Genomic DNA, 21,776 nt, shown 5'->3' on the forward strand with positions numbered 1-21,776 from the left:
CCTGCCAGTCCGGCGTCGGTAGCCTGCAGCCATGTCGAGACCAGTGGTGGTGGCCGAGATCGTCCGTTCGGGGTTCGTGGAGGGGCGCCACTACGGATCCGTCGTGGCGCTCGACGCCGGCGGGGGAGTCGACTGGTCGGTCGGGGTGGTGGACGAGCCCGTGCTGCCGCGCTCCTGCAACAAGCCGATCCAGGCCCTCGGCATGGTCCGGGCCGGGCTCGACCTGCCGCCGGACCTGCTGGCGCTCGCCTGCGCCTCGCACTCCGGAGAGCCCTTCCACGTCGAGGGGGCCCGCCGCATCCTCGCGTCCGCGGGGCTGACCGAGGACGCGCTGCAGACGCCGCCCGACTGGCCGGTCGACGACGCTGCTCGCGAGGACGTCATCCGTGCGGGCGGCACGAAGACGTCGATCCTGATGAACTGCTCGGGCAAGCACGCGGCGATGCTGGCCACCTGCGTGATCAACGGCTGGCCGGTCGAGACCTACCTGGCACCCGACCACCCGCTCCAGCAGGTCATCGCCGGCACCTTCGCCGACCTCACCGGCGAGCCGGTCACCACGGTGGCCATCGACGGCTGCGGAGCCCCGCTGCTCTCCACCTCGCTGGTCGGGCTCGCCCGCGCCTTCCGGGCGCTGGCGGTGGCCACCGAGGGCCCCGAGCGCCGGATCGCCGAGGCGATCCGCGAGCACCCGGCGTACGTCTCCGGCACCCAGCGCGACGAGCTCGCGCTGCTCACCGCCATCCCCGGCGCGATCGGCAAGGCCGGCGCCGAGTCGGTCTATGCCGTTGCGCTGCCCGACGGACGCGCCTTCGCCCTCAAGACCGACGACGGCGCGCCCCGGGTGCGCCCCGTGCTGATGGCCGAGGCGCTGCGGCGCTCGGGCGTCCTCGAGCTCGAGGGGGTCGACGCGGACGCCGTACGCCGGACCGGTCAGCACGTGCTGCTGGGCGGCGGCCAGCCGGTCGGTGAGATCCGCGCGGCGTACTGAGCTAGCGCCGATCTCCCAGTCCTGCTTGGGAATGTGAGGGCACTCACGGTCCGCCAGTTTGCATTTGCTAACAGGTGTTAGCACTATGGAGACATGGCCAAGGACAGCAAGGACGGGAAGACCGTCGTCGGCTCCCTCGGAGACTTCCTCAGGGAGCAGCGACTCGCGTCGCGGCTGTCCCTGCGGCAGCTCGCCGAGCAGGTCGGCGTCAGCAATCCCTACCTGAGCCAGATCGAGCGTGGTCTGCGCCGTCCCTCCGCCGAAGTGCTCCAGCAGATCGCCAAGGCACTGCGGATCTCCGCCGAGCAGCTCAACGTGCGGGCGGGGATCGTGAGCCCCGAGCCGGGCGTCGGGGGGTCGGTCGAGCTGGCCGTCCTGGCCGACACCGGACTGACCGAGCGCCAGAAGCAGTCGCTGCTGGACGTCTACGCCTCCTTCCTCGCCCTCAACGGGGGCCAGGCAGGCGACAAGAGCTGATCCGACCCCGACCGCGATCATCGTGATCGGGTCGGTCCACACGTCAACACGAAGGAGCTCCATCATGGCCAAGGCCACCCTCCCGAAGCCCGTTCTCGCCTACGTCGGCGTGACCGACCTCGCCGTCGAGATCGTCCGCGACCTCGTCACCGAGACCCAGACCCGCATCGCGGGCGTCCAGAAGGACGTCACCGCCCGCGTCGCCGACGCGCAGAAGACCGCCGGCGACCCCAAGGCCCTCGCCGACCGCGCCACCACCGTCGTCAACGCTCGCGTCGACGCCCTCGCCAAGGACGCCAAGGCTCGCCGCGAGGCCATCGAGGCCCGCGTCGCCGAGCTCCAGGCCGAGGCCAAGGCCTACCCGGGCAAGGTCCAGAAGCTGGTCGACGACAACGTCGCCACCGCGACCGACACCTACGACGACCTGGTCAAGCGCGGCGAGTCCCTCGTGGGCCGCGTCCGTCGCCAGGAGTCCACCAAGCGGACCGTCTCCTCGGCCAAGACCACCAAGGCCAAGGCCAAGACCACCGCGACCCAGGCCAAGAAGGCCGTCGACGCGGAGACCACCGCCACCAAGAAGACGGTCACCGCCACCAAGACCGCGGCGAAGAAGGCTGCCAAGACGAGCACCAGCAAGACCGCGGCCACCAAGACCGCGGCCAAGAAGGCCCCGGTCCGCAAGGCTCCGGCCAAGAAGACCGTCACGGCCCAGAGCAGCGCCAAGGCCACCGTGACCGCGGCCAAGAAGACCGCGTCCAACGCGACCCAGGCCGTCACCGAGGCCGCCGAGAAGGTCGGCGACTGAAGGACTGGTGCCCTCAGCGGCACCGACGACGACCAGCTGGCTCTTTTCTGAGCTCAGCGGTCTGAGACCCACAGAGACCCCCAGCCCGACGGGCTGGGGGTCTCTGCGCGTCCGGCTGCCTACCTGCCGCTGGTGACCTCGGCGAGGGCGGGGCGCACATCGGCGAGGTAGACGAGGGCCGCGATCGTGAAGGCCAGGTGGATCAGGTTGATCGGGGAGGAGCTGATCAGCAGCACCTGGGCGAGCAGGCCGAGCCCGAGGATGATGCTCCATGCGGGCTTGGTGAGCTTGCCCGTGGCCGTGTAGGCCTCAGCGGGAAAGAGCAGGGAGCTGATGAATGCATAGGACTTCACGGCCAGCAGGGCCAGCATGACGATGAGGTAGACGTAGCCCTCGATCTGGAAGAAGCTCACGGGCCCAGAGTAGTTCAGGCCCGGCGACGGCCGCTCTTGCCGGACTTGGCCGCCTTGGTCTCCGCCTTGACACGCGCCTTGGCCTCGCGGCGTGAACGCTTGCTGCTGGTCTCCGTCTCGGACTCGAACCCATAGCCATAGCCGTAGCCGTAGCCGTAACCGGTGCGGTTCTTGCGGCTCGGAGCCTGGTTGATCACGACGCCGAGCGCCTTGGCGTCGACCGCCTCGAGGCGCTCGATGGAGTGCTGGAGCTGGTCCTTGGTGGTCCGGCCGTGCCGCACGACGATCACTGCCCCGTCGGCCTGGGTGGAGAGCAGCGCGGCGTCCGTGACGGGCAGCAACGGCGGGGCGTCGAGCAGCACCACGTCGAAGTCACGTCGGAGGTCAGCGAGAAGGGCCTCCATGGCGTGCGACTGCAGGAGCTCGGAGGGGTTGGGCGGGATCGGTCCGCAGGCGAGCACCTTGAGACCGGAGTCCTTGTACTCCTGGAGCGCGTCGGACAGCTTGACCTTGCCGATGAGCACGTTGGTCGTGCCCACGGCCCCGTCGAGCTGCAGTCGCTCCGCGATGAGCGGTCGTCGCAGGTCGGCCTCGACCAGCACCACGCGCTGGCCAGCCATCGCTGTGGTCAGCGCGAGGTTGATCGCGGTCGTCGACTTGCCCTCACCGGGCAACGAGCTGGTCATCACGATGACCTTCTGCTCCTCGTCGACCTCGACGTACTGCATGTTGGTGCGCAGCACCCGGAAGGCCTCGGCCCACGGTGTGGCGGAGCTGAGCACCTCGAGCGGTGCCAGGTTGGCGGCGTCGTCGGTGGCGATGTTGCCGAGGATGGGGGCGTTGGTGACATCGGCGATGTCGTCGTTGCTGCTCAGCGAGGTGTCGAGCAGCTCACGGGCCACCGCCAGGCCAAGCCCCAACAGGAGTCCGAGCACAGCGCCGAGGGCCAGGTTGCGCGCCGGCTGAGGTGACACGGCGGCGGTCGGGACGACGGCGTCGTCGACGATGGTGGCCTTGATCGGGGCGCGATTCTTGCCGTCGGGGGTCTCGAGCTCGGTGACCAGGTCGCCGAGCTCCTCGGCGTAGGCCTGGGCGATGTCGCGAGCGCGCTCGGGGTCGGGATCCGTGGCGGTGATCTGGAGGATGACGGTCTCCGGGACGACCGTCGCGGACACCGCCGCGGTCAGCGAGCCCGTGTCGGGGTCGTCGTCCAGCGAGTCACCCACGCGATCGGCCAGCGTCCGGCTGCTCACCAGGTCGGCGTACGACGTCACCCGCTGGGTGGCGAAGAGGTTGCCGGTGTAGGCCGAGTTGGAGTCCGACTCGCCGGTCGACACGAAGAGGCCAGCGGAGGACGCGTACTGCGGAGTCGCCTGGATGGTGAGCAACGCCGCGAGGGCCAGCGTGGTGACAAGGGACGCGACGACGACCCGCCAACGCCGCCGCACAGTGAGCCAGTAATCCTTGAGTTCCACGCTGATCCGTTTCCCGAGACGAGGGTCTGACGCGGACACCCTAAGCGTCGCGGGGGTTGAGTCGGACATCGCCGCGACCGACGGCCACAGGTAGTCTCTCCGGGATCGTCTGACACCTACATGGGGGGAAACCAAGCATGTCGCTGGACTGGGAAGAGCGCCCGTGGGGCTCGTGGCACGTCATCGACCAGGGTGACGGCTACAAGGTCAAGCGCATCCACGTGGCAGCGGGCCAGCGGCTGTCCTACCAGACGCACGAGCACCGTTCGGAGCACTGGGTGGTCATCGCCGGCACCGCAACCTGTGTCGTCGAGGGCGAGACCCTCGTGGCAGAGGCCGGACACTCCATCGACGTGGCGCTCGGTGCCGCGCACCGGATCACCAACGCCCACGACGATGAGCTGGTGATCATCGAGGTCCAGCGCGGCGCCTACACCGGCGAGGACGACATCTGCCGCCTCGAGGACGACTACGGCCGCTCCGACGCCACGAGGTAGCGCTCCAGCCCGGCCAGCGCGTCCTCGGGCTCGAAGCCGGCGGCCCGGATCTTGTCGAGGGCCATGGCGGATCGCAGCGGGCGCGGCGCGAAGGGCTTGTCCTGGGCGAGCGCGCCGGCGGCGTACTCCTCGGTCGTGATCGGTGCGACGTCGTCGGCGGACCGATCGGAGCGCTCGAAGACCGCCTGCGCGACCTCGGCCCACGACATCGCAGGCCCGCCGTTCGAGACGTGGTAGGTGCCGTGGGCGGCGCCGGACTCGAGCAGGTGCCGCGTGGCGCGGACCAGCTCGTCGGTGAACGTGAGCCGCCCGACCTGGTCGGAGACGACGCTCGGGGAGACGCCGTTGCTCGCGAGCCGCTGCATGGTGCGCACGAAGTTGTTGCCCTCGCCGATGACCCACGAGGTGCGCAGCAGGTAGTGCCGCGGGGCGGTCGCGACGGCGATGTCGCCGGCGGCCTTGGACTGGGCGTAGACGCCGAGAGGGCTCAGCGGCTCGTCCTCGGTGTGCTCCTCGGCGGTCCCGTCGAAGACGTACTCCGACGAGTAGTGCACCAGCGTGAAGCCGTGGCGGGAGGACAGCCGGGCCAGGGTGGCCGGCGCGGTGGCGTTGGCGGCCCAGGCGTCACGGCGACCGTCCGGCGTCTCGGCGGTGTCGACCGCGGTGTAGGCCGCGGCGTTGAGGACCACGGCGTACTGGTGCCACGGCCAGGCGGCCACGGCCTCGGCGTCGGTGACGTCGAGCTCTGCGCGGGTGACGCCCTGCGCGCCGGGGAGGGAAGCGACGAGGGCCTTGCCCAGCTGGCCGCCCGCGCCCAGGACCAGCGTCCGCTTCGGCGCGATCGCGGTCGTGGGGTCGAGCTCCGGGTTGTGCTGGTCCTTGTCGGAGATGATCGCCTCGGTCAGCGGGATCGGCCACGGGATGGCCACCGTCGGGTCTTCCAGCGCGAGCGCGGGGTAGGCGATGCCCGGGCGCCAGTGCTCGTTGACGAGGTAGGTGTAGGCCGTCGCGTCCTCGAGCGTCTGGTAGCTGTTGCCGACGCCGCGCGGGACGAAGACCGCGACCGAGGTGTCCATCTCGAGGGAGAAGGTCGCGCCGAAGGAGTCGCCCTCGCGCATGTCGACCCAGGCGCCGAAGATCCGGCCGGTGGCCAGCGAGACGAACTTGTCCCACGGCTCGGTGTGGATGCCGCGGGTGACACCGCGGTCGGCGTTAAAGGAGACGTTGTTCTGCACCGGGCCGAAGTCGGGCAGGCCGATGGCCAGCATCTTCTCGCGCTGCCAGTTCTCCTTGAAGAACCCGCGGGCGTCGTCGCGACGGTCGAGGCGGACCACGACCAGGCCGGGGATGGGGGTCGTCTCGAGCGAGGGAAGGCTCACTGGCCCTTCTCCGCGTACGTCGCCTCGACGGCCTCCTTGGCTGGCCGCCACCAGTCCTCGTGGGTCCGGTACCACTCGATGGTGTTGGCCAGGCCGGACTCGAAGTCCTGGAACTGCGGCTGCCACCCGAGCTCCTGGCGCAGCTTGCCGGACTCGATGGCGTAGCGCAGGTCGTGGCCGGCGCGATCGGTGACGTGGTCGAACGCGTCGGCGGGCTGGCCCATCAGGGTCAGGATCAGCCGGACGACCTCGAGGTTGTTCTTCTCCCCGTCGGCGCCGATGAGGTAGGTCTCGCCGATCTCGCCCTTGTTGAGGATCGTCCAGACGGCCGAGGAGTGGTCGTCGGCGTGGATCCAGTCGCGGACGTTCTCTCCCGAGCCGTAGAGCTTGGGGCGGACGCCGTCGATGACGTTGGTGATCTGGCGGGGGATGAACTTCTCGATGTGCTGCCAGGGGCCGTAGTTGTTGGAGCAGTTGGAGACGGTCGCCTGGACGCCGAAGCTGCGGACCCACGCGCGCACCAGGTGGTCGGAGCCGGCCTTGGACGCGGAGTAGGGCGAGGACGGGTTGTAGGGCGTGTCCTCGGTGAAGCGCTTGGGGTCGTCGAGCTCGAGGTCGCCGTAGACCTCGTCGGTGGAGACGTGGTGCAGGCGCTTGTCGTGCTTGCGGACCGCCTCGAGGATCGTGAACGTGCCCAGGATGTTGGTCCGGATGAAAGGGCTCGGGTCGTGCAGCGAGTTGTCGTTGTGCGACTCAGCGGCGTAGTGCACGACCGCGTCGTGCTCGGCGACCAGCGGGTCGACGACGTCGGGCTCGGCGATGTCGCCGACGACCAGCCGCACCCGGTCCTCGGGGAGGTCGGCGAGGGCCTCGCGGCTCGCGGCGTACGTCATCTTGTCGACCACGGTCACCCGCACGTCGGTGTGCTCCATGAGGTGGTGCACGAAGTTGGAGCCGATGAATCCGGCCCCGCCGGTCACGAGAAGTCGATCCATGCCGGGGAGTCTAAGGTCAGCGCTCCGCGTGCCGTGCCACCAGTGCGAGTCGGGAGGATTCGTCGAGGGTCTCGTCGGTCCACGTCACCGTGCCCCGACCATTCGCGTTCCACCCCTCGGGGAGGTCGTCGGCGGTGAAGCCGTTCGGCAGGTGCACGCGCACGCTCACCGACTGCGGCCGCACCATGCCTTGGGGGTCGAGGTCGAGCCGGTAGGTCAGGGAGTCGCCGTCGCGGACCGCGGCAGCCGGGACGTTGTACTCCAGACGCACGGTGCGTCGGGCCTGCGGCGGCAATTCGATCGTGTGCCGCACGAACGGACGACCGAAGTAGTCGCCGATGGTGAAGTCGATCGGCACGCCGTCGACGCGGGCCACCTCGACGTCGGCGCCGCGGGCCAGGAACGAGCCGACCGAGAGGTTGGACCAGCGGGTGAAGTAGCCCTGCTGCGGATCGGTCCCGGGACCGGCGTACGGCGCGCTGTCGTTGTGGACCTCCACCTCGAGCGTCACGCGCGCGCTGCCGTCCGGGCGCAGGCGGACGTCGCACCGGACCGCGCGCGACTGCCAGTAGTCGGTCTTGCTGGGCACCGCGTTCTGCGTGAAGACGCCGAGGTAGTCGTGCTTCGTTTCGGAGAGGTCGCCGCTGATCGCGAGGTCGTCGAGAGTGCCCTGCACCTCGTCGTCGCGGAAGTAGACGGCGAAGTGCCGTCCGGCAGCGGCGTCGGCCAGGACCCGCACCTTGTCGGGGAGCTGGCCGGCGTCCAGCAGGCGCTCGACGAAGAGCGGCACCAAGGCACGGTTGGCCTGCTTGCGCTCCGCGATATCGGCCAAGGCGTAGTCGTCGTAGCTGCCAATCAGGGTCTCGACCAGGTTGGTGCTGTCGACCCGTCCGTAGCCGGGGACCTCCATCGGCCCGGTGATCTCGGACAGGCGAGCCAGGGCGATGACGTCGACGGCGACGAGGCCGGACATGTTGCGACCGCGCAGGCTCCGCCACGCGTTGAGGGTCTCCTCGCCCGCGATCGGCCACGACGGGGCCATGCCGCCGAGGGCCACCCGGATGGGCCCGCGGTGGAAGGGGTTGCCCTGCACCTTGCGCCAGTAGCGCGGCTGGAACATCGCGGTGTTGGCATCGGTATCGACGGTCTCGCCGATGGTCACCCGGCCGTCGGAGACGGTGACGGGGGCGTACGAGAGGGCCGTGCCACCGGAGTAGAGCAGCTCGGCGGGGTTGAGGATGGCCAAGAGGTACTTGCGCTCGCCGTCGGCGCCGAGGATGTCCGGTAACTCGCGCATCAGGGGCATCAGGTCGCTCAAGGCGTCATGCAAGGGGTCGACCTGCGCGAGTGCCTGGTCGCGAGCGTCGCCGAGCCGTGCCCCCACCGGACCGGTGGCCTCGATGGCCGTCAGGCTGGTGCGCGCCCGAGAGAGCTCGTCCTCGGCGTCGCCCGCGGTGGCGACCAGTCGCTCGAGGGTCGGGATGTCGACGCGACCGCCCTCGAAGAAGGTGGCCTCGTCGCCCGTGATCTCCGGGTAGGCCTCGGCGCCGAGCTCGGCCACAGATACGACGGCGTCGAGGGCGTCGCCGAGGTGTCGCGCGTCGCGGACGCTGGTGCCCACCAGGGGCAGCCACTGGCCGATCAGGCCCGCCGGGCCCTGGACGCCGACCTGGACGATGTCGGTGTGCTCACGGGCCCGGTGCACGGCATCGGTCGCTGCGTCGGTGTCGCCGTCCTCCAGCGCCACCTTCGCCGACTCGAGCTCGGCGCGTGCCGAGTCGGCCGCGTCGGGGACCTGCGCCAGCGACACGCCCAGCCCGGCGAACCCGACGGCGGCGGCCGCGAGCACGACGGGCTTGCGGAAGGATGACAGGGCGGGCACCGGAGCATCCTCTCAGGGGCCCGGTGACGCCGCGGGGGGACGTCGTAACCGGACGCGACTGCCCTAGGGTTGCGACCATGCGCGGAATCATTCTGGCCGGGGGCACGGGGTCGCGACTGCACCCGATCACCCAGGGCATCAGCAAGCAGCTCGTGCCGGTCTACGACAAGCCGATGATCTACTACCCGCTCTCCACGCTCATGCTCGCGGGGATCCGCGATGTCCTCATCATCACGACCCCGCACGAGGCCGAGGGCTTCCACCGGCTGCTGGGCGACGGCTCGCAGTTAGGCGTCAACATCACCTTCGCGGTGCAGCCGAGTCCCGACGGCCTGGCGCAGGCCTTCATCATCGGCGCCGATCACGTCGGCGACGACACCGCCGGGCTCGTGCTGGGCGACAACATCTTCTACGGCACCGGCCTCGGCACCCGGCTGCGCCGCTTCGAGGACCTCGACGGCGCGGCCGTCTTCGGCTACCACGTGGCCGACCCGAAGGCCTACGGCGTGGTCGAGTTCGACGCCGAGGGTCGAGCGTTGTCGCTCGAGGAGAAGCCGGAGCACCCGCGAAGCCACTTCGCCGTTCCCGGCCTCTACTTCTACGACAACGACGTCATCGGCCACGCCGCGGACCTCAAGCCCTCGGCCCGGGGCGAGCTCGAGATCACCGACCTCAACCGGATCTACCTCGAGCAGGGCAGGCTCCAGGTCGAGGTGCTCCCGCGCGGCACGGCGTGGCTCGACACCGGCACGTTCGAATCGCTCAACGACGCGAGCAACTTCGTCCGCACCATCGAAGGACGTCAGGGCTTCAAGATCGGCGCCCCCGAGGAGGTCGCGTGGCGGATGGGCTTCCTGTCCGACGACGAGCTGCGCCAGCGCGCCGAGCCACTGGTCAAGAGCGGCTACGGCGCCTACCTCCTCGACCTGCTCGAGGAGCAGCGCGAGGCTCAGTAGGCCCCGCGGCTGCGGAAGACTGCGCCGAAGGTACGGGCCAGGATCGACAAGTCTTGCAGCATCGACCAGTTGTCCACGTAGTAGAGGTCCAGGCGGATCGCCTCGTCGAAGGACAGGTTGGATCGCCCTGAGACCTGCCACAGGCCGGTCATGCCGGGTCGCACCCGCAGGCGGCGGTGCATGTGGTCGGCGTACGCCTCGACTTCGCTGGGTAGCGGCGGGCGCGGGCCGATGAGGCTCATGTCGCCGCGCAGGACGTTGAAAAGCTGGGGCAGCTCGTCGAGCGAGAAGCGACGCAGCCAGCGACCGGGCGTCGTGATGCGGGGGTCGTCGACCATCTTGAAGAGGCCTTCGGTGTGGCCAATCTCGGCGTGAAGGTCCTGCAGCAGCTCCTCGGCGTTGGTGACCATCGTGCGCAGCTTGAGGCAGGAGAAGTCCCGACCGTCCCGCCCCGCCCGGGTTTGCCGGAAGAGGATCGGTCCGTGGTCGAACGCCCAGACCCGGAACGCCGCAAAGGCTAGGACTGGGGAGAAGGCCACCACGAGGCAGGACGCCACGACCACGTCGAAGGTCCGCTTGCCCCAGCGGACCGCCGCCGCAGAGCGAGGCGGGTCGAGGTGGATCAGGGGAAGACCGCCCACGGGGCGGATCTGTACGCGCTCGCTGGAGACGTCGGTGACGCTCGGCGCGACGACCACCGCCACGTCGCGCTCCTCAAGGTCCCAGACCGCTTGGCGGGTCTGGGCGGAAGAGGTGAAGGCGCCGCCCACGACGAAGACGGTGTCGGCCTTGAGTGTGTCGGCAGCCCAGGCGACCTCGTCGGTGTTGCCCCAGACCCGGATGCCGGACGCCGTGACCTCACGGAAGTCGGTGGGCGGGGTGAGAGCTCCGACGACCTGATAGCCGAGCCACGACTCGCGGCGCAAGACCGCGGCGATCTCGTCGACATGCGATGGGAGGCCGGCCAGGACCACGCGCTGCAGCAGTGCACCACGGCGGCGGGCGCTCTTAAGGAGGGTGCGCATCGTGAACCGCCCCAGCGCCAGGAGGGTCACTCCGCTGAGGAAGGAGAACAGGTACAGCCCACGGGAGAACTGGTACTGGATCAGGTAGCAGAAGATGCCGACGAGGCCGGCGGTGATGAGGGTCGCGTTGATGACGAGCTTGTATTCGTCGGTCCCGGCACCGAAGAGGCGGGACCGGTAGCCGCCGAGCCCGAAGATGACGACCAACCACAGGGCGACGAGGCCTGCGATGGTTTCTGGGCCCACCGGGATGGACGACGAGGTGTTGGGCGGGAAGATCGGCAGAAGACCACGCATGAGACCCCCAGTGGCGACCGCGACGATCATTGCAGCGAGGTCGACTACCAGTGCCGCGACGGGGATTCGGGCCAGAGCCCGTCGCGAGGCCTTGCGAGCGGCAGCCGGCGCGGCCGCGGTGACGAGGTCGGCGCTGGCGCCCCCACCCGGGGTCACTGCGACGGCGGAGCTAGTCCGGTCGCTGATGATCGACATGCGTTGCCCCCCACAGGCCCCCGAAGCAGAGTGGGCCGATCTCGGCCCCATCGGGCGCCAAGCCTGCCATCGGATCGGGACAGGATCACCCGCTTGGTTCAAATGTTTACCAAGGTGTGGTCAAGATCTCCCTGACTGTGGACTTTATTGGGCCTCCGTGCGGCTCAAGAACGCTCGTCGACCACCCCCAGGGGGGTGATTTTCACAAGTGGTGAGACCCGAAACCGGGTGTTCAGGGCCGCTCGAGGTCGGCCGCGACCATCCGCGCGACCACGTCGACGAACCTGACAGTGGGGGACCAGCCGAGAGTCTCCCGGGCCAGCGACGAGTCCCCGACGAGCTCGGTGGGGTCGGCAGGGCGGACGAAGGCCGGGTCCGTGTGCACCAGGGCTTGCCAGTCATCGACCCCGGCAGCGGCAAAGGCTGCGGCCACGAAGTCGCCGACCGTATGGCTCTCGCCGGTGGCGATGACGTAGTCGCGCGGTGTGTCGGCGCGAGCGGCACGGACCATCGCGTCGACGTAGTCCGGGGCCCAGCCCCAGTCGCGGCGAGCGTCGAGGTTGCCGAGCACCAGCTGGTCCGCGCGACCCTGCGCGATGGCGGCCACGGTCGAGGAGATCTTGCGGGTGACGAACTGCGCCGGGCGCCGCGGCGACTCGTGGTTGTAGAGCACCAGGCTCGACGCGTGCAGCCCTCGCTGCCGGCTCACGCCGACCGCGAGGTGCGCGTAGGCCTTCGCCGCGCCGTACGGGTTGAGGGGTCGCACCCAGGTGTCCTCGTCCTGCGGGGAACGGTCGGGCTCACCGAAGATCTCCGCGCTGGAGGCCTGGACGACGCGGACGTCGTGGCCGCGCTCCTGCAGCAGGCGGGCGCTCTCCAGCAGCGCCACCGGTGCCATCCCGTTGACCCGGCTCACCAGGTCAGGGTGCTCCCACGACTGCGCGACCGAGCTGATCGCAGCCAGGTTGTAGACCTCATCGGGGGCCAGGTCGAGCACCAGCCGTCGGGTGGCCTGTATGTCCCCCACGTCCCCCACGTGCAGCACCACGTCGTCGGGACAGTGGACCGGGCGGGCGTCGGACTCCAGCACCAGCGCGTGCACCTCGACCCCGTCGGTCAGCAGGCGCTCGGCGAGGTAGGTGCCGTCCTGGCCGCCGACGCCGGTGACCAGGGCTCGCGTCACCAGCCAGCCTTGAGTGCCGCGAGGTCGGAGTCGACCATCATCCGGACGAGCTCCTCGAAGCCGACTTCGGGCTGCCAGCCCAACCTGGTGCGGGCCTTGGTCGCATCTCCGATGAGGAGGTCGACCTCGGCCGGGCGCATGAAGCGTGGGTCCTGCCGGACGTACTGCTTCCAGTCGTCGATACCCACGTGGCCGAAGGCCACCGTGAGCAGCTCCTCGATGGAGTGCGTCTCGCCCGTGGAGATGACGTAGTCGTCGGCCTCCTCCTGCTGGAGCATCAGCCACATCGCGTTGACGTAGTCGCCGGCGAAGCCCCAGTCGCGGCGGGCGTCGAGGTTGCCCATCACGATCTCGTCCTGGAGACCCAGCGTGATGGCGGCCACGGCTTTGCTCACCTTGCGGGTCACGAACTCCTCGCCGCGACGCGGCGACTCGTGGTTGAAGAGGATGCCGGAGCTGGCGTGCATGCCGTAGGACTCGCGGTAGTTGATGGTCATGTAGTGGCCGTAGACCTTGCTCACGCCGTACGGCGAGCGCGGCCACAGCAGGGTCTCCTCGGACTGCGGCACCTGCTGGACCTTGCCGAACATCTCCGAGCTCGACGCCTGGTAGAACCGCACAGACGACGGGTCGTCGCCGGCGTGCAGGCGCACCGCCTCGAGCATGTTGAGGACGCCCATCCCGGTCACGTCGCTGGTGACGAACGCGTTCTCCCACGAGTAGGCCACGAAGCTGACCGCTCCGAGGTTGTAGACCTCGTCCGGCTGCGAGTCCCGCAGCCCCCGCATCAGGCTGGACAGGTCCGTGAGGTCGCCGTTGTGGAGCTGGACGCCCGGGACCAGGGTCTCCACGAGCCGTCGGCGGGGGTTGTTCTGGCCGCGGATGATGCCGTGGACCTCGTACCCCTTCGACAGCAGGAGCTCCGACAGGTAGAGGCCGTCCTGACCGGTGATCCCGGTGATGAGTGCGGTAGGCATGGCCGCGATTGTGCCAGCCCTACGCAATGGAATGACCCGCGGGCGTCGGTAGGGTGCGCGGCATGAAGATCCTCGTCAGCGGCGGCACCGGCTACATCGGCTCGCACACCGCCATCCAGCTCGTCCAGGCCGGCCACGACGTGGTGATCGTCGACAACTTCAGCAACTCCCAGCCCACCGTGCTGGGCCGCCTCGAGGCGCTGACCGGCACCAGCCTGCCGATGCACTCCTTCGACCTGCGCGACTACGACAAGACCGAGCACCTCTTCGCCGCCGAGGGCTTCGACGCCGTCATCCACTTCGCCGGCTTCAAGGCGGTCGGCGAGAGCGTGGAGAAGCCGCTCGACTACTACGAGAACAACCTCGGCTCGACGTTCTCCCTGGTCCGGGCCATGAAGCGCTACGACGTCGACAAGCTCGTCTTCTCCTCCAGTGCGACCGTCTACGGCACCGACCAGGCCGGCGCGACCGAGGACCGTCGCACGTTCGCGACGAACCCCTACGGCTGGACCAAGGTCATGCAGGAGCAGATCCTCACCGACGTGGCCCTCGCGGCGCCGCACATGCGCATCGCGCTGCTGCGCTACTTCAACCCGGTCGGCGCGCACGTCTCCGGCACCATCGGCGAGGACCCGTCCGACACGCCCAACAACCTGATGCCCTACATCGCGCAGGTGGCGGTCGGGCGTCGCGACAAGCTGAGCATCTTCGGCGACGACTACGACACCCCCGACGGCACCGGCGTCCGCGACTACATCCACGTCGAGGACCTCGCCGCCGGCCACATCGCCGCGCTGGAGAAGCTCACCACCACCGGCGAGCCGGTCAGCGTCTGGAACCTCGGCTCCGGCCACGGCACCAGCGTCCTCGAGCTGCTGAGAGCCTTCGAGAAGGCCGTCGGGCGCGAGCTGCCCTACGAGGTCGTGCCCCGTCGCCCCGGCGACGTCGCGTCGTCGTACGCCGACCCGTCCAAGGCCAACGTCGAGCTCGGCTGGCGCACCACCCGGTCGGTCGAGGAGATGTGCGCCGACACCTGGCGCTGGCAGTCGCAGAACCCCGAGGGCTACACCAGCTGATGCTGGCCACCCTCGGGCTGTCCGTCGCCACTGCGCTGGTCGCGTCCGGGCCGCTGGCCGGCACGACGGTGGTCCTCGACCCCGGCCACCAGCTCGGCAACGCCAACTTCCCGGCGGAGATCAGCCGGCCGGTGCCCGCGGGTGGCTTCACCAAGCCCTGCAACTCGACCGGGACCGCGACCGACGGCGGCTATCCCGAGGCCACGCTCAACTGGCAGGTCTCCCGGCAGCTGCGCGCACGACTGGTCGACCTCGGGGCCTCCGTGGTGATGACCCGGACCAGCAACCGTGCCGACCGGTGGGGGCCGTGCGTCGACGTCCGCGGGCGGGTGGGCAACAGGATCGACGCGGACCTCAAGGTGAGCATCCACGGCGACGGGTCGTACGCCGCCGGGGCCCGTGGCTTCCACGTCATCGCGCCCGCCGCGCGGGCGGGCTGGACCGGCGACATCGCCCGCCCCTCCATGGCCCTGGCCCGGTCGGTGCGCCGCGGGCTGGCGCGCTCGGGGGTGCCGGTGGCCAACTACATCGCCGGGGGAGACGGTCTCGACGTCCGCTCCGACCTCGGCACGCTCAACCTCTCCGACGTGCCGACCGTGATGGTCGAGCTCGGCAACATGCGCCACCCCGACGACGCCCGCCGGATGACGTCGGCGCGCGGACGCGCGGCGTACGCCTCGGCGTTGCTGACAGGGATCCGCCGCTTCCTGCGCTGAGCCGAGCACTGTCGAGGCAGTTCGGCCCGGCTCGCTGCCGACGGGGCGTGGCTTCGGCGGGGCTCGGACCCAGGCGCTGCGAACTGCCTCGTCCGTGCACGCGCCGATCGACGTCCGAGGCCTGTGGATGACGAGGTGCGGGAGGCATCGGCGCCGGGCAGGGTCGAGCCATGAACCCTGCCGAGGCCGTCCGCATGTTCGGTGGCGTCCTCGAGTACGCCGCGCTGCGCGGGCTGGCCAGCCGGCGCGAGATCGATGCGGCTCTCGCGGCCGGGGAGATCGTGCGGCTGAGGCGGGGCACCTACGGCCTGTCGTCCGAGGGAGCGCGCGCGGCGGCTGTCGCGGCCGGGGGTGTCGCCACTCACCTCAGCGCGGCCGGTCACCACGGGTGGAAGGTCAAGCAGGTGCCGGACCGGCCCTGCGTCACCATCGCGCGCAACCGGCAGCGACCCGACGTCGATGCCGATCTGCACTGGGGGACCGTGCCCCTTCACGAGCGACGGGAGGGCTTCGCCACGCCGGTCCGCACCGTCATCGACTGCGCGCGCACCTATGCGTACGACGAGGCGCTGTGCGTCGCGGACTCCGCCCTGCGCTCGGGCAGCGTGACCCGCGAGCAGTTGTTGGCTGCCGCCGCTCGCTCACCGCGCACGGGGCGGTCGAGGGCGGTCGAGGTCGCCTCCCGGGCCGACGGACGAGCGGCCAACCCGTTTGAGTCGTGCGTACGCGCGATCTGCCACGGCGTCGACGGGCTCGACGTGCAACCCCAGGTGCGGGTCGAGGGCGTCGGCCGGGTGGATCTGGCGGACCGGCGACTCAGGATCCTGGTCGAGTGCGACTCCTACGAGTTCCACAGCGACCGGGCGGCGTTGCGCAAGGACATCCGTCGCTACACCGAGGGCGGACGCCGGGGTTGGGTCGTCCTGCGCTTCGCCTGGGAGCACGCGATGTCCGAGCCGGGCTACGTGCACGACGTCCTGGTCGACGTCGTACACCTGCGCACAGCCGAGGCAGTTCCCCGGTCGTCGTGACGCGCTGAGCGTGGCGCGCGCGACGTACTTCACCAACTGCCTCGCCGGTGCGCACTAGGTTGGCGCCATGCCTCTCGACCCGCAGCTCAAGGACATGCTCGCCTTCATCGAGTCGGCGGGCTACCCGCCGATGGAGGAGGGGACCCCGGCCATGGCGCGCCTGGGCATGCGGGCCATGTCGGTCGACATGGTCAAGCCCGAGGACGTCGTGCCGGTCGGCTCGGTCGAGGACCTCACGGTGCCCGGCGGGGCGGGCGAGCGCGACGCGCGGCTCTACAAGCCGGAGGGCGACGGGCCGTGGCCGACGCTGGTCTACCTCCACGGCGGCGGCTTCGTCGTCGGCGACCTCGACACCCACGACCAGACGTGTCGCCGCCTCTGTCGCGACGCCGACCTCGCGGTGCTGAGCGTCGACTACCGGCTGGCGCCCGAGGACCCGTTCCCGGCCGGCCTCGAGGACGCACTGACGGCCACCGAGTGGGCCGCGGCCCACCTCGCCGACCTCGGCGGCGGCGAGCAGCTGGCCGTCGGCGGAGACAGCGCCGGCGGCAACCTCTCGGCCGTCGTCGCCCAGCACCTCGGCGACGTGCTCGCCGCCCAGATGCTGATCTACCCCGCCACCGACGGCGTCGGCGACTACCCCTCCAAGGCGGAGAACGGCGAGGGCCTCTTCCTCACCGCGAAGATGATGCAGTGGTTCAGCGACCACTACGTCCCGGCCGACACCGACCTCGCCGCCGAGCTGCACCGGATCGCGCCGCTGCACGGCGACCACGCCGAGGTGGCCCCGGCGCTCGTCGTCACCGCCGAGTTCGACCCGCTCCGCGACGAGGGCGAGGCGTACGCCGAGGCGTTGCGCGCCGCCGGCGTCACCGTCGAGCAGGTCCGCTACGACGGGATGATCCACGGCTTCGTCGACATGGGCCCGTTCTCCGCGGCGGCCGCCGACGCGGTGACCGACATGAACGCGCGCTTCGGGGCGCTGCTGCGCCGCTGAGGTGCCTCAGCGCACCTCGAGGGAGCGCAGCGCGCTGAGCACGACCCGGAGGTGTGGCACCTCGTGCACCCGCAGCAGGTGGGTGCCGCCGAGGGCCGCGAAGACGGCGTAGAAGCCCTCGGCCTTGCGGAACTCGTCGCCGAAGATGTCGTAGGTGTGCGGCAGCACGTTGCACACCGGCACGCCCAGCGGTCGCAGCCGGAAGGTCTGGGACAGCACCCGGGTCTGGTGCCGCGAGCGGGTCAGCGGGTCGACCAGGTTGCCGTAGTGGAAGCCCATCCCGGGGTCGACGACCACCTTGGTGGCGCCCAGCTCGCGGGCTCGCTCGATGCGCGCGCCGAAGTGCTCCATCAGCACCGGCATCGGGTCGGCGTCCGGCGGCACGTCGGAGGCCTCGCGCACGTTGGCGGTCTCGCCGAAGCACATCACCACCGCGGCGTCGTACTCCGCGGCGAGGGTGAGCATGGCGTCCTCGTGCTCGCGGCCGGTCATGTTGAGGATGCGCGCGCCGGCGTCGAGGCAGGCGGCGACCACGGTGGGCTCGTAGGTCTCGACGGAGACGACGGCCTCGGTGGCGAGCTGCTCGACGACCGGGACGAGCGCCTTGACCTGGTCCTCGGGGGAGACGCGGGCCGCCTGCGCGTTGCTCGACTCGGCGCCGAGGTCGATGATCGCGGCGCCCTGGGCGGCCTGGATGCGGCCCATCCGGACGGCGTCGTCGGGGCTCGTCGCCACGCTCTCGCGGTAGGTCGAGTCGCGGGACAGGTTGACGCAGCCCATCAGGGTCACCGGGCCGTCGCCGATGACCACCTCACCGGCCGGGCTGTCGAGGACGACGGGCTCGACGGGCGCGGACCAGGCGTCGCCGTACTGCGCGGAGAGGGCGGCGAGGTCCGCAAGGGTGATCACGCCTCAGACTGTAGGCGGCAGGATGGAACGCGTGACCTCTCCTCTGGCCCTGCCGCACCTGTCCGACCTGAGCGACGACGAGCTGACGCAGGCCTATGCGCCGCTGGCCGAGCCGTGGCTGCGGGTCAACTTCGTCAGCACCGTCGACGGCGCCGCCCAGGGCGGCGACGGCCTCAGCACGAGCATCAACAACGCCGTCGACAAGCGGGTCTTCGACGCCCTGCGGCGCAACGCCGACTGCCTGGTGGTGGGGGCGGGGACGCTGCGCGACGAGGAGTACGACGTCCCGAAGATCCCGCTGGTCGTCGTGTCCCGGTCGGGGGAGGTGCCCGAGAACCTGCGCGAGGCCCCCGAGGGGCGGATCCTGATGGCGACGACCGCGTCGGCCGACGGGCTGGCCGAGTCGAGGTCGCTGCTCGGGGACGAGCAGGTGCTCGTGCTGGGGGAGGACTCGGTGGACCTCGTGGAGCTCAAGGCGCGGCTGGCCGCGCGGGGCTGGGTCGACCAGCTGTGCGAGGGCGGGCCGGGGCTCTTCGCCGCTGCGCTCGAGGCCGGGGTCGTCGACGAGCTGTGCCTCACCATCGTGCCGCGGCTGCTGGGCGGGGACTTCACCCGGATCACCGCCGGCGCGGACCTCGACGTGTCGCTGACTCCCCACTCGTTGCTGGAGGAGGAGGGGACGCTGCTGGGCCGCTGGCTGGTTGCCGGCGGCCGCAGCAGCTGATCTCCCGTCTTGCTCAGCCCAGGGCGGAGAGCAGCGCCTTGCTGAAGGCGGGCAGGTCGTCGGGGTTGCGCGAGGTGATGAGGTTGCCGTCCTCGACGACCTCCTCGTCCACCCAGTCGCCGCCCGCGTTGCGGATGTCCGTCTGCAGGCTGGGCCACGAGGTGACCCGCTTGCCGGACAGGACGCCGGCCTCGACGAGGGTCCACGGGGCGTGGCAGATCGCGGCGACGGGCTTGCCCGAGTCGACGAACGCCTTGATGAACGCGACGGACTTCTCGTCCATCCGGAGGGCGTCGGGGTTGGCGACGCCGCCGGGGAGGACGAGGGCGTCGTAGTCGTCGACGGAGGCGTCGGCGACGGTCGTGTCCACGGTGCGGGTCTCGGCCTTGTCGAGGTGGTTGAAGAGCTGGACCTCACCGGACTCGGGAGACAGCAGCTCGGCCGTGTGGCCGGCGCCGGTCACGGCGTCCCACGGGTCGGTGAGCTCGACGGCCTCGATGCCCTTGGATGCGGTCAGGAATGCGATGCGCTTGGTCATGCCTCCACGGTGTCTCGCGGGGAGGGGCCGGACAACACACCTGCGGGTGGGGCGGGGCCACGGCCGGTGGGTGGCGGCTCAGAACCCCATGGGGCGGCGGGCGCTAGCCTCACCGCGTGACCGACGACACCACGCCGCCCGCCTCCGCCGACGCAGTATCCGCCGCTCCGCGCATCGGGGACCAGACCATCGCCGTCCTCGGTGGTACCGGCCCCCAGGGCCGCGGACTGGCCCGCCGCTTCGCCACCGCCGGGCTGACCGTGGTGCTCGGCAGCCGCACGGCCGAGAAGGCCGAGGCGACCGCCGCCGAGCTGTCCTCGGCCCTCGGCATTCCCGTGTCCGGGGCGAGCAACGCCGACGCCGCGGCCGCCGCGGACGTCGTGCTGGTCGTCGTACCGTGGGACGGGCACCGGGAGCTGCTCGAGTCGCTCCGCGAGACCCTGGCCGGCAAGGTCGTCGTCGACTGCGTCAACCCGCTCGGCTTCGACAAGCAGGGGCCCTACGCGCTGCAGGTCGAGGAGGGGTCGGCGACCCAGCAGGCCGCCGCGATCCTCACCGAGTCCCGCGTCGTCGGCGCCTTCCACAACGTCTCGGCCGTGCTCCTCGAGGACCCGGCCGTGGAGCGCGTCGAGACCGACGTCCTCGTCCTCGGCGACGACCGCGAGGCCACCACGCTGGTCCAGGAGCTCGCCGACGTCGTCCCCGGCATGCGCGGGTTGTACGGCGGACGGTTGCGCAACGCGCACCAGGTCGAGGCCCTCACGGCCAACCTGATCGCCATCAACCGGCGCTACAAGTGCCACGCAGGGCTGCGCGTCACCGACGTCTGAGGAATGCGACCACGCCGGGAGGTGTTGCGACCGGACGTGGCCCAGACAGTGACGACCCCCGTGCAGGCACCCGACGACTCCCGTCGGGTGTCCGTGCTGCTGGGTCTCCTCTTCGGCCTCGCCGGCATGGGCTCGTCGTCCGCGGCCGTAGCCCTGCCGTTGATGGCGCCCGACCTCGGGGTGAGCGTCGGGACGGCTGCGTGGAGCATCAGCCTCTACGTCCTGATGCTCGCCGTGACGACGGCCGTCTACGGCCGGGTCAGCGACCTGGTCGGCGTACGCCTCCCGCTCGTCTTCGGCATCACCCTGATGACGGTCGGCGCGCTCTCGGCGGCCCTGGCCCCGACCTTCGAGGTGCTGCTCGTCGCCCGGCTCTTCCAGGGCGCCGGAGCGGCGGCCGTGCCGACGCTCGGGGTGGCGGCGCTGAGCGCGCGGTACGCCGGGTCGGTGCGCGGGCTGGCCCTCGGTCGGCTCGCCGGGACCGCCGCGGCGATCAGCTGCCTGGGGCCGCTGGTGGGCGGGGTCGTCGAGCACTCGCTGGGCTGGCGCGCGGTGATGGCGCTGCCGATCCTCGGCGTGGTCGTGATCCCGTTCCTCTGGCACGCGCTGGCCGGCGGCGGCACCGGCGCGCGGCTCGACATCATCGGGGCCGTGCTCGTCGCGGTCACCTCGGGCGGGCTGGTGCTGCTCGTGCAGTCCCCGACCAGCGGGCTCGCGATCGCCGTCGCCGGTGCGCTGATGCTGCTCCTCGGCGCCCCGCTCGTCGCGATGCGGGTGCGCCGCAAGCCGCACGGCTTCCTGCCGATGGCCGTCATCCGCAACGGCAAGGTGGTCCGCTCGGCGGTCGCGGCGGCGTCGATCCCGGCGTCGTGGTTCGCCCTGCTCATCGGTGTCCCGGCCGTCCTGGTCAACGCCGGCTGGGAGCCGTGGGAGGTCGGGCTGCTGCTCGTGCCGAGCGCGGTGATCGCCATGCTCGTCCCGCGATTCGCCGGCCCGCTGCTCGACCGGATCGGGGGCTCCTGGAGCCTGGCGGTCAGCGGCGTCGTGGCCGCCCTGACCATGCTCCTCGCCGCGCTCGGCACCCAGCTCGTCGCGCCCGTCCCGGTGGGCATCGCGGTCGCCCTGGCGACCGTGTCGTTCGGGCTCGGCCAGCCCGCCCTCACCGCGCTGGTCGGTGACGCGGTGCACGCCGACGTCCGTGGCGTGGCCCTGGGCATCGCCACCCTGCTCTTCCTCGTCGGCGGCAGCGTCGGCTCGGCCGTGGTCGCCGGGCTCGGCGAGGTCATCGGGATCCCCGGGAGCCTCGCCGTGCTCGCCGTGCTCCCGGCCGTCGGGCTCCTCGCGCTGGTGCCGGACCTGCGGCGCTCGCGCTGACCGCTCGGGTTCCCGGCAGCCTCGTACTCTCGAT

Annotated in this window: 22 protein-coding genes; 12 read left to right on the forward strand and 10 right to left on the reverse strand. The window is 70.8% G+C overall.

What is annotated here, in order from left to right:
- The first annotated feature begins 31 nt into the window (after nt 1-31).
- From ASG88_RS08455 to ASG88_RS08465, 3 genes are all read left to right on the forward strand, one after another.
- Entirely contained in the window at nt 32-991 is a 960-nt protein-coding gene (locus tag ASG88_RS08455) for an asparaginase (protein ID WP_056886979.1), read from the forward strand.
- Nucleotides 992-1,084: 93 nt separating this feature from the next.
- Nucleotides 1,085-1,468, forward strand: coding sequence for a helix-turn-helix domain-containing protein (locus ASG88_RS08460; protein WP_056886980.1), 384 nt, complete (start codon nt 1,085-1,087; stop codon nt 1,466-1,468).
- Nucleotides 1,469-1,532: 64 nt separating this feature from the next.
- Complete coding sequence (locus tag ASG88_RS08465) at nt 1,533-2,273, forward strand: hypothetical protein (protein WP_056886981.1); 741 nt, start codon at nt 1,533-1,535, stop codon at nt 2,271-2,273.
- A 119-nt stretch (nt 2,274-2,392) separates the two neighbouring features.
- On the opposite strand, the gene ASG88_RS08470 is transcribed toward ASG88_RS08465, so the two are convergent.
- Nucleotides 2,393-2,686 carry a DUF2516 family protein gene (locus tag ASG88_RS08470; RefSeq protein WP_056886982.1) on the reverse strand — a complete coding sequence of 98 codons (294 nt, stop codon included), beginning with the start codon at nt 2,684-2,686 and terminating at the stop codon, nt 2,393-2,395.
- A gap of 14 nt (nt 2,687-2,700) precedes the next feature.
- Entirely contained in the window at nt 2,701-4,161 is a 1,461-nt protein-coding gene (locus ASG88_RS08475; protein WP_082600138.1) for a polysaccharide biosynthesis tyrosine autokinase, read from the reverse strand.
- 137 nt (nt 4,162-4,298) lie between these two features.
- On the opposite strand from ASG88_RS08475, the gene ASG88_RS08480 reads away from it, so the two are divergent.
- On the forward strand, nt 4,299-4,658 hold the full coding sequence (locus ASG88_RS08480) for a phosphomannose isomerase type II C-terminal cupin domain (protein WP_056886984.1): 360 nt from the start codon (nt 4,299-4,301) through the stop codon (nt 4,656-4,658).
- Here ASG88_RS08480 and ASG88_RS08485 read toward each other — a convergent pair.
- The 3 genes from ASG88_RS08485 to ASG88_RS08495 are packed head-to-tail and all read right to left on the reverse strand — an operon-like array spanning nt 4,631 to nt 8,914.
- Complete coding sequence (locus tag ASG88_RS08485; RefSeq protein WP_082600140.1) at nt 4,631-6,037, reverse strand: sugar nucleotide-binding protein; 1,407 nt, start codon at nt 6,035-6,037, stop codon at nt 4,631-4,633. The genes ASG88_RS08480 and ASG88_RS08485 overlap by 28 nt on opposite strands.
- Complete coding sequence (rfbB, locus tag ASG88_RS08490; RefSeq protein ID WP_056886986.1) at nt 6,034-7,032, reverse strand: dTDP-glucose 4,6-dehydratase; 999 nt, start codon at nt 7,030-7,032, stop codon at nt 6,034-6,036. Before rfbB ends, ASG88_RS08485 begins: the two co-directional genes overlap by 4 nt.
- A 16-nt stretch (nt 7,033-7,048) precedes the next feature.
- The gene (locus ASG88_RS08495; RefSeq protein WP_056886987.1) at nt 7,049-8,914 is read right to left on the reverse strand and encodes a DUF4012 domain-containing protein; all 1,866 of its coding nucleotides are present in this window, start codon (nt 8,912-8,914) and stop codon (nt 7,049-7,051) included.
- Nucleotides 8,915-8,991: 77 nt separating this feature from the next.
- Here ASG88_RS08495 and rfbA point away from each other — a divergent pair, with 77 nt between their 5' ends.
- Complete coding sequence (rfbA, locus tag ASG88_RS08500) at nt 8,992-9,870, forward strand: glucose-1-phosphate thymidylyltransferase RfbA (protein WP_056886988.1); 879 nt, start codon at nt 8,992-8,994, stop codon at nt 9,868-9,870.
- Here rfbA and ASG88_RS08505 read toward each other — a convergent pair.
- The 3 genes from ASG88_RS08505 to gmd form a co-directional block, all read right to left on the reverse strand.
- Nucleotides 9,864-11,387: a sugar transferase gene (locus ASG88_RS08505; RefSeq protein ID WP_162259832.1), complete on the reverse strand. Its 1,524-nt coding sequence runs from the start codon at nt 11,385-11,387 to the stop codon at nt 9,864-9,866. The genes rfbA and ASG88_RS08505 overlap by 7 nt on opposite strands.
- A 232-nt stretch (nt 11,388-11,619) precedes the next feature.
- A complete protein-coding gene (locus ASG88_RS08510) occupies nt 11,620-12,570 on the reverse strand; it encodes a GDP-mannose 4,6-dehydratase (protein ID WP_056886990.1) in 951 nt (316 codons plus the stop codon).
- A complete protein-coding gene (gene gmd, locus ASG88_RS08515) occupies nt 12,567-13,547 on the reverse strand; it encodes a GDP-mannose 4,6-dehydratase (protein WP_056886991.1) in 981 nt (326 codons plus the stop codon). Before gmd ends, ASG88_RS08510 begins: the two co-directional genes overlap by 4 nt.
- A 62-nt stretch (nt 13,548-13,609) precedes the next feature.
- Here gmd and galE point away from each other — a divergent pair, with 62 nt between their 5' ends.
- From galE to ASG88_RS08535, 4 genes are all read left to right on the forward strand, one after another.
- The gene (galE, locus tag ASG88_RS08520; protein ID WP_056886992.1) at nt 13,610-14,623 is read left to right on the forward strand and encodes a UDP-glucose 4-epimerase GalE; all 1,014 of its coding nucleotides are present in this window, start codon (nt 13,610-13,612) and stop codon (nt 14,621-14,623) included.
- On the forward strand, nt 14,623-15,339 hold the full coding sequence (locus ASG88_RS08525) for an N-acetylmuramoyl-L-alanine amidase family protein (RefSeq protein WP_082600143.1): 717 nt from the start codon (nt 14,623-14,625) through the stop codon (nt 15,337-15,339). Before galE ends, ASG88_RS08525 begins: the two co-directional genes overlap by 1 nt.
- Before the next feature lie 170 nt (nt 15,340-15,509).
- Nucleotides 15,510-16,370 carry a hypothetical protein gene (locus tag ASG88_RS08530; RefSeq protein WP_056886993.1) on the forward strand — a complete coding sequence of 287 codons (861 nt, stop codon included), beginning with the start codon at nt 15,510-15,512 and terminating at the stop codon, nt 16,368-16,370.
- Between the two features lie 67 nt (nt 16,371-16,437).
- Nucleotides 16,438-17,367 (forward strand): alpha/beta hydrolase, encoded by a 930-nt coding sequence (locus ASG88_RS08535; protein WP_056886994.1) that lies wholly within the window; start codon nt 16,438-16,440, stop codon nt 17,365-17,367.
- 6 nt (nt 17,368-17,373) lie between these two features.
- On the opposite strand, the gene ASG88_RS08540 is transcribed toward ASG88_RS08535, so the two are convergent.
- Complete coding sequence (locus ASG88_RS08540; RefSeq protein ID WP_056886995.1) at nt 17,374-18,276, reverse strand: dihydropteroate synthase; 903 nt, start codon at nt 18,274-18,276, stop codon at nt 17,374-17,376.
- Nucleotides 18,277-18,307: 31 nt separating this feature from the next.
- Between ASG88_RS08540 and ASG88_RS08545 the strand changes: the two genes are divergently transcribed.
- A complete protein-coding gene (locus tag ASG88_RS08545; protein WP_235534777.1) occupies nt 18,308-19,000 on the forward strand; it encodes a dihydrofolate reductase family protein in 693 nt (230 codons plus the stop codon).
- 13 nt (nt 19,001-19,013) lie between these two features.
- Here the strand turns inward: ASG88_RS08545 and ASG88_RS08550 are convergent, their stop codons facing one another.
- The gene (locus ASG88_RS08550; protein WP_056886997.1) at nt 19,014-19,538 is read right to left on the reverse strand and encodes a type 1 glutamine amidotransferase domain-containing protein; all 525 of its coding nucleotides are present in this window, start codon (nt 19,536-19,538) and stop codon (nt 19,014-19,016) included.
- Nucleotides 19,539-19,654: 116 nt separating this feature from the next.
- Here ASG88_RS08550 and npdG point away from each other — a divergent pair, with 116 nt between their 5' ends.
- Together npdG and ASG88_RS08560 are read left to right on the forward strand one after the other, a co-directional pair.
- Nucleotides 19,655-20,368, forward strand: coding sequence for an NADPH-dependent F420 reductase (gene npdG / locus ASG88_RS08555; RefSeq protein ID WP_082600144.1), 714 nt, complete (start codon nt 19,655-19,657; stop codon nt 20,366-20,368).
- A gap of 36 nt (nt 20,369-20,404) precedes the next feature.
- Nucleotides 20,405-21,742: an MFS transporter gene (locus ASG88_RS08560; protein WP_162259833.1), complete on the forward strand. Its 1,338-nt coding sequence runs from the start codon at nt 20,405-20,407 to the stop codon at nt 21,740-21,742.
- Nucleotides 21,743-21,776 lie beyond the last annotated feature (34 nt).

Origin of the sequence: Nocardioides sp. Soil777, from assembly GCF_001428425.1 — a bacterium.
Classification (GTDB): Bacteria; Actinomycetota; Actinomycetes; order Propionibacteriales; family Nocardioidaceae; genus Nocardioides; species Nocardioides terrigena.